Raw genomic sequence first — 6,718 nt, 5'->3', positions numbered from 1 at the left:
CCGCAGCGGCGGTGGCGCGCAGGAAACCGCGGCGCGAGAGGCCGCGGTGCTGCAGCGCTGGGGAAAGCTCCATTGCTGACCCTCCTGCTGGAGTGATGTGGCACACCTCACCCCGTGGCACACTCAGCGGTCAACGAAGTGATCAGAAACGCTCGGAAGCGATCAGAAGCGAAGAAATGAACCAGAAGTTGGCTGCTCAGCGCCATGAGCTGATCCTGCGTGCCGTCCGGACGCACGGCACGGTCCGATTGCAGGAGCTGGTGGACCTGCTCGGCGCGTCGGCGGTGACGGTGCGCCGCGACGTGACGGCGCTCGCCGACCGCGGCCTCGTGGTGCGCGTGCACGGCGGGATCACCATGCCCAAGCACGCCGAGCCGTTCCCGCGCGGACCGCAGTCCGTGGTGGGTCCGGCGCCGACGCAGCCGCTCGTCGGCATGGTCGCGCCGTCGGTGGAGTACTACTGGCCGGCGGTGATCCAGGGCGCGCAGACCGCCGTCGCCGCGGCGGGCGGACGGCTCGTGCTGCGCGCGTCCAGCTACGACGCCGCCGAGGACCGCCGCCGGGTGCACGAGCTGCTCGACCGCGGCGTGCAGACCCTGTTGGTGGCGCCCAGCACCACCGGTCGCGCCGGCGTCGAACTGCTGCGCTGGCTCGGCGCGCAGTCGGTCCCCGTCGTGCTGGTGGAACGACTTCCCCCGCCGGAACTGCCCACGATCGCGCTGGACGCGGCGGTGACGGACCACGCGATCGGTGCCGGCCTCGCCGTGCGGCACCTCGCCACGCTCGGCCACCGCCGCATCGGCCTCGTCACCTCCCGGCAGAGTCCGCACAGCGACGCCATCCGGGCGGGCTGGACGACGGCCGTGTCGTCACTGGAGCTGCCGTTCGGTGGTGTGCCGGTGCTCGACGTGCCGCCCTACGGCTCTCCACAGTGGACACGTGCGGTCGACCAGGTGCTCGACGAGTGCCGGGACGCCGACGTGCACGCCGTGCTGGTGCACGCCGACCGGGAGGCGATCGGGGTGCTCGAACGCGCTCGGGACAGGGGCATCCGCGTGCCGGACGACCTCGCCGTCGTGTCGTACGACGACGAGGTCGCGGCCGCGTCCGATCCGCCGCTCACGGCCGTGCGACCGCAGAAACACCGGCTCGGCGCGCTCGCCGCACAACTCGCGTTGGCCCGGCTGGCGGATCCGCTCGAACGGCCGGTGCACCGCGTCGTGCTGTGGCCGACGCTGACGGTGCGCGAGTCGTGCGGTACGGCGCTCAGCCTGACCTGATCACCAGCCCCAGCGGGACGTCGGTTGTGGTGCCAGGTCGAGGAAGTGGTAGGCGGGCAACGGACCGGTGCAGGTGCCGTTGATCTCGGCCACCGCAGCGCGCACGGCGTCGAGCTGGTCCAGCGAGACGAGGAACGCGCGCAGTTCCGAGGCAGGTTCGCCCGCGTCGAGCACCGCCACTGCGCTGGCCATCGCCGTCACCGGTTCGAGCAACGTGTCGGCCTGCTTCCCGCGCCACACACCGACTGCCTGGGCGATCCGCTCGCCCTGCGCGATGGGGTCGCGACCGCCGCCGGTGAACGCACCGGAGTCGAAGACCGCACGCAGGGCGATTTCCTCGTCGAAGACCAACCGCACGTGCATCTCGGCCAGGCCGTCGAGCCGCTCCAGGTGTTCGCGCAAGCCAGGTACGCGCAGCGCGAGCACGGCGGCGCGCTCGTCCACCGCGGTGGTCCCGATGCGCAGCGGCAGGACCGGTCCGCCCGGTAGCAGTGCGCACAACGCGGCCAGGTGCGCGGTGGCGTCCGCCGAAGTCAGCTCGCCGTGGTGAGCGCTCACAACCACCGCGAGGTCGTCCACCTCGATCAGCCGGAACGGTGAGCCGTCGGGCAACCGGTGCCGCGCCCGCACGACGGCGTGCAGGTGCAGGCTCATGGCCGGGGTTCTTCGACCGGCTCCGCGACGCCGACCGGGGTGGCGATCTGGGTCGGGGTGACCACGGCGGGCGTGACCATGGCCGGTACCGCCGAGGCGAGCAGGCCGTAGGTGCCGCCGATGCCCTGCGCGGGCGGAGGCGCGGGCATGCCCCGCCGGACGGCTTCGAGGCGATGCATCGCTTCCAGGTAGCGGATGTAGGTGTCGACGCTGGCGATCACGACCTTGATGTCGATGGCGAGGATCTCGATGCCGATCAACGAGACCCGCACCGACGCGTCGATCACGAGTCCCTTGTCCAGCAGGATGTTCAGCACGTCGGCCAGGCCGCCGGAGTTAGGGATGGCAGGAGCGGTCACAGCGGTGTCCTCTCGTCGTTCAGCAGACTCGCGATGTCGACGGGCAGGCGGACACCCGAGATGTCCGGTTCCCCGAGCGCCTCCCGCAACGCCGCGAACTGGCGCTGCAGCGAGATCAGCGCCTGGCCGAGGTTCTCCACCTCGTCGGCCGTCAGCGTGCCCGCGTCCACCCGGCGCAGCGCCTGACGCTCGAGCAGTTCACACACGATCTCCAGCACTGCCACGACGATCCGGCCGAGCGCGCGGCCGGCGTCCTGCCCGCTCACTGGCCGAGACCGATCAGGAGCAGGCGCAGGTCGAGCCGGATCAGGTCGACGCCGGCGAGCGTGATGACCACGTCGCCGCGCACGACTGCACCGCGGTGCACCACGCGGTCCAGCAGGTCGACCAGGCTCGCGGTGCTGTGGTCAGGCATCGGCGAGCTCCATCCGCGTGAACGAGTACGGCGGCCACGGCCCGGTGATCTCCACCGACAGCCCCGAGGTCAGCCGGTGGACCGACGCGTGGAAGTCGTCCTCGAGCGGAACGTCGACCAAGTACGCCGCTTCGAGAAGCACGTCACCGGCGGGATCCCGGCGGGTGCTCTCAGCGGCGCGCCGGGTCAGTTCCTCGTGCACAGCAGTGGCATCACGCCGGGCGTCGTCGGCGGCGGTCAGGTTCCGTCGCCGCGCCATGAGGTAGGCCGTGCCCGACAGTCCGTCCAGCTGCGGTGGTTCTGGAGCAGCAGCACGGAGCCGGACGCCCCACTCCTGCCGCCCCGCGAGCTGGTCCAGGCGAACCAGCGCCTCCTCGTGGCGGGCGGCGAGCAACCGCAGTGCGGCATCAGCACTTTCCAGCACAGTCCCGAACCTCAATGGCAGCACCGGTTCGTGCCGGAACACCGCGCGCACAACGGTGTCGTGTTCACGAGCCAGCACCGCCAGCGGGCTGTCCTCGGCCGGATCGTCGAACTCCAGTCCGGTGAACCGGTCGAGATCCACGTCGGCCACGACCAGTGCCAGGCCGCGGTGGCGGATCAGCCACGGCCCGTCCAGCTCGATCGGCCGATCCCTGGTGATCGCGTAGGCGTACAGGCTCACGATCTCTCCCCGAGCGCGCGTTCGAGCGCGGCGAGGCGGTCACCCAGTTCGGCGTTCTGCTGGGTCAGCGCTTTCATTTCGGCCGTTCGGTCCACTGCTTTGGGGGTGAAGAACGGATCGTCCGTCCACCAGTCCATTCCCATTTCCCGGGCGGTCTGGGCAGAAGCGACGAACAGTCGAACGCGCAAGGTGAGCAGTTCGATGTCCACCACGGAAACAGCGATGTCACCGACGATGACAACGCCTTTGTCCAGCACTCGTTCCAATGTGTCGGCGAGCGAGGTATGTCTGTTTTCCACGTGCGAACCGTCTCCGTCACATGTCGGTCGTTCCGCGGGTGTAGCGCCGGAGCCGTTCGCAGCCGCTCAGCTCACCCACCGCGTCGACGTCGACGCGGTAGGTGGCCAAGATGGTGGTGGTGGCGGGGATGCGTTCGAGCTCGACGACGTCGACCAGCACCGACCAGCCGCCGTCCGGCAGAGCGCGTATCCCCGAAACGGCTTCCGGAGCACGTCCGAGCAGAGCACCGAATTGCTCCGTTGCGGCTCGAATGGCATTCGCCGCCGTCAGTTTGTCAGGTTTGCCAGGCGACGAAGAATCACTCGAGTCGGCGCTCACCTCCTCAACCCTAGGGAGTTCGCACCGGGAGTTGTCGAGATCCGCACGCAGAAATAATTCACACTGTTCACGCGATTCGTCGAACGCATTCGAATTGTACGCCGATCGACCCAACGGCTGGATCCGGACTGCCGATCAGCAGTTCGTCCGGGTCACGTGATCCGGTAGGTGATCAGCGAACGTGCGGGCACGGTTGCTGTGAACGTGCCGCCGTTGACGCGGACCGGGGACTGTGCCGTGGTGTTGCCGGTCGTGCTGGTCAGGTATGGGGTCGCGGTACGCCCGGCGAGGTTCTTCAGCGTGTAGGAGACCGAGTTGGCGCTGGTGCCCGTGTTCAAAGCGACCACGGCGATCGTGCCGTCGGTGTTGCGGAACGCGGACAGCTGCAGGTCACCCGCGGACGTCGCGTCGATTCGAGTCGCATTGGGACGGATGAACCTGCTGTAGTTCGCGATCGCCCACAGGCGCTTGGAGACGCGGTAGTTGTCGCCGTCCATCTGGATGAGCCCGCGGGTGGTGCCGACCGAAGCGCCGTACCAGTAGACGTAGCCGTTGACCTTGCCGGTGGTGAGCGCGGTGTGCACGGCCTGGGCGATGGTCATGCCGTCGTAGCCGCTGCCGTCGTCCCAGTTCTCGTTCCACGTCGTGCCGTTCGGCGACCACTCCGACATCCAGGTGCGGCGCGAGGTCGGCAGCGGGCCGGTGACCGGCGACGCGTAGGTGTGGCCGGTGTGGGTGGCAACGATCCGGCGCGCGACAGGATCGGCCTCGATCGCCCTGGTGTACGGACTCTGGTGGTCCCAGCCGAACGAGTCGCAGCAGGCGACCTTCAGGCCCGCGGCGACCGGCCCGAGCACCTTGACGAACTCGGCCGCCTGGGCCGGGGTGAAGCGCATCGACGAGTAGTCGGCGGTGTAGTCGGGTTCGTTGGTGAACCCGATGTCGGTGATCCGGATGCCTTCCTGCGCGTAGAACTTGGTGTACTGCACCAGGTAGTTCGCGTAGGCGCGGCGCCAGTCACCGCTCGAGCAGGACGTGCCGGCCAGGCCGCAGAGAGTGCCGCCGTTGGCCTCGTCGCCGTTGGTCTTCATGTAGCCGGGTGCGCTCCACGCGTTGGCGTAGAAGCGGTTCACCCCGTAGGCCTTGGCCTGCTGGGCGAGCCACACCTGGCTCTCGTCGTCGCGGTCCCAGACGTACCGCGGGGTCGCGTTCGGGCCGCCGGGATCGGTGGGCTGGATGGAGTTTTCGGCGGTCGACCCGATGCCCAGGCGCAGGATCGACATGCCCGCACCGGTGCTGCGGGAGAGCAGCAGGTCGAGGATCTCCCGCTGTTTCGGCGCGGACAACCCCTGCGAGCCGTGCATGATCTCGCCGCGGCCGAACGCCTCGGAGAACCCGAAGCCGTCGATCGTCTGATGTCTCTTGGCGCCGTCGACGGTGACGGTGGTGGCCGCGTGCGCGGCCGGGGCGACGAGCGTGCTCATGAGGAGCAACGCCACGGCAGACACTGCTGATCTCATTCACCAAGAGTGTCGGAACCGTTGCGGTGCAAGCAATCCCGAGGGCTCTCTTCGACTCGAATTCGACCGCGTTCAGTGCACGGTCAGCTCGTAAACCGTTTCCTGGCGGTAGATCTGGCCCGGTCGCAACACCGTGCTCGGGAAGTCCTGGCGGTTCGGCGAGTCCGGGAAGTGCTGTGCCTCCAACGCGAAACCCGCGCCCCGCCGGTACGGCCGGCCGCTCGTGCCGATCAGCGCGTCGGACAGGAAGTTGCCGGAGTAGAACTGCAGACCCGGCTCGGTCGTGCTGACCGTCAGCATCCGGCCGGACTTCAGGTCGTGCGCCCGTGCCGCGAAGGCGAGCTCACCGGACTCGTCGAGCACCCAGTTGTGGTCGTACCCGTGCCCGAGGTGCAGCTGCGGGTCGGCCGTCTCGATGCGCGCCCCGATCGGCGTCGGCTCGCGGAAGTCGAACGGGGTGCCGCCGACCGGAACCGGGTCGCCGACCGGGATCAACGCCTCGTCGACCGCGCAGAACGAGCCGGCCCGGAGCGTCAGCATCTGGTCGTAGATGTCGCCGGAACCTTCGCCGGCGAGGTTCCAGTACGTGTGGTCGGTCAGGTTCAGCACCGTCGGCGCGTCGGTCTCCGCGCGGTAGCTGATGGTCAGCCGGTTCCGCGTGTCCAGGCGGTACGTCACCTCGGCCGTGACCCGGCCGGGGAAGCCCTGGTCGCCGGCCGGGCTGACGTGGCTCAGCCGCACTCCGGCCGCGTCGTCCTCGGTGAACGTGCTCGCCTGCCACACGTGGGTGTCGAACCCTCCGGCACCGCCGTGCAGGCAGTTGCCGTTCTCGTTGGCGTCGACGCGGTGCACCTCGCCGTCGAGGGTGAACGACGCGCCGCCGATCCGGTTGGCGTACCGGCCGATCACCGCGCCGAAGAACACGCGGCCCGCGTCCGGCTGGTTGTTCGCGACGTACCCGTCGAGATCGGCGAAACCGAGTACGACGTTCGCGGGGGAGCCCTCGCGGTCCGGTGCGTCGATCGACTGGATCACGCCGCCGAGGTCGAGCACGCGGACGGTGATCCCACCGGGGTTGACCAGCACGTACCGGTGCACGTCGGTATCACCGACCTGGCCGAAGTGCTCGGTGCTGACCGTGGGAGCCACCGTGTCGGAACGCTGCATCCCGCCATGTTAGCGCTAACAGTCGAGCGCGAGCTCCGCGA

10 protein-coding genes are annotated in these 6,718 nt (G+C 69.2%); 1 reads left to right on the top strand and 9 read right to left on the bottom strand.

The features are described 5' to 3' along the window. Positions 1-176: 176 nt before the first annotated feature. Entirely contained in the window at positions 177-1,280 is a 1,104-nt protein-coding gene (locus DI276_RS00295) for a substrate-binding domain-containing protein (RefSeq protein WP_112261213.1), read from the top strand. On the opposite strand, the gene DI276_RS00290 is transcribed toward DI276_RS00295, so the two are convergent. The 9 genes from DI276_RS00290 to DI276_RS00250 form a co-directional block, all read right to left on the bottom strand. Further along, the gene (locus tag DI276_RS00290) at positions 1,281-1,934 is read right to left on the bottom strand and encodes a GvpL/GvpF family gas vesicle protein (protein ID WP_112261212.1); all 654 of its coding nucleotides are present in this window, start codon (positions 1,932-1,934) and stop codon (positions 1,281-1,283) included. Then, entirely contained in the window at positions 1,931-2,293 is a 363-nt protein-coding gene (gvpJ, locus tag DI276_RS00285) for a gas vesicle protein GvpJ (protein ID WP_232836342.1), read from the bottom strand. Before gvpJ (DI276_RS00285) ends, DI276_RS00290 begins: the two co-directional genes overlap by 4 nt. Then, positions 2,290-2,559: a gas vesicle protein GvpK gene (gvpK, locus tag DI276_RS00280; RefSeq protein WP_112261211.1), complete on the bottom strand. Its 270-nt coding sequence runs from the start codon at positions 2,557-2,559 to the stop codon at positions 2,290-2,292. Before gvpK ends, gvpJ (DI276_RS00285) begins: the two co-directional genes overlap by 4 nt. After that, positions 2,556-2,708: a gas vesicle protein GvpJ gene (gene gvpJ / locus DI276_RS00275; RefSeq protein ID WP_112261210.1), complete on the bottom strand. Its 153-nt coding sequence runs from the start codon at positions 2,706-2,708 to the stop codon at positions 2,556-2,558. Before gvpJ (DI276_RS00275) ends, gvpK begins: the two co-directional genes overlap by 4 nt. Beyond that, positions 2,701-3,372 carry a GvpL/GvpF family gas vesicle protein gene (locus DI276_RS00270; RefSeq protein WP_232836341.1) on the bottom strand — a complete coding sequence of 224 codons (672 nt, stop codon included), beginning with the start codon at positions 3,370-3,372 and terminating at the stop codon, positions 2,701-2,703. The genes gvpJ (DI276_RS00275) and DI276_RS00270 overlap by 8 nt, the downstream gene beginning before the upstream one ends. Next, positions 3,369-3,629, bottom strand: a complete 261-nt coding sequence (locus tag DI276_RS00265; protein WP_232836340.1) for a gas vesicle protein — start codon at positions 3,627-3,629, stop codon at positions 3,369-3,371. Before DI276_RS00265 ends, DI276_RS00270 begins: the two co-directional genes overlap by 4 nt. A gap of 58 nt (positions 3,630-3,687) precedes the next feature. Then, positions 3,688-3,990: a gas vesicle protein GvpO gene (locus DI276_RS00260; RefSeq protein WP_112261207.1), complete on the bottom strand. Its 303-nt coding sequence runs from the start codon at positions 3,988-3,990 to the stop codon at positions 3,688-3,690. A gap of 152 nt (positions 3,991-4,142) precedes the next feature. Next, the gene (locus DI276_RS00255; protein WP_112261206.1) at positions 4,143-5,510 is read right to left on the bottom strand and encodes a glycoside hydrolase family 30 protein; all 1,368 of its coding nucleotides are present in this window, start codon (positions 5,508-5,510) and stop codon (positions 4,143-4,145) included. A 72-nt stretch (positions 5,511-5,582) separates the two neighbouring features. Further along, on the bottom strand, positions 5,583-6,677 hold the full coding sequence (locus DI276_RS00250) for an aldose epimerase family protein (RefSeq protein ID WP_112261205.1): 1,095 nt from the start codon (positions 6,675-6,677) through the stop codon (positions 5,583-5,585). Positions 6,678-6,718: the final 41 nt, after the last annotated feature.

It is taken from the genome of Lentzea terrae (genome assembly GCF_003265345.1).
Classification (GTDB): Bacteria; Actinomycetota; Actinomycetes; order Mycobacteriales; family Pseudonocardiaceae; genus Lentzea; species Lentzea terrae.
The sequence above is the reverse complement of the archived record's forward strand: the minus strand, read 5'-3'. Positions and strand labels throughout refer to the sequence as shown.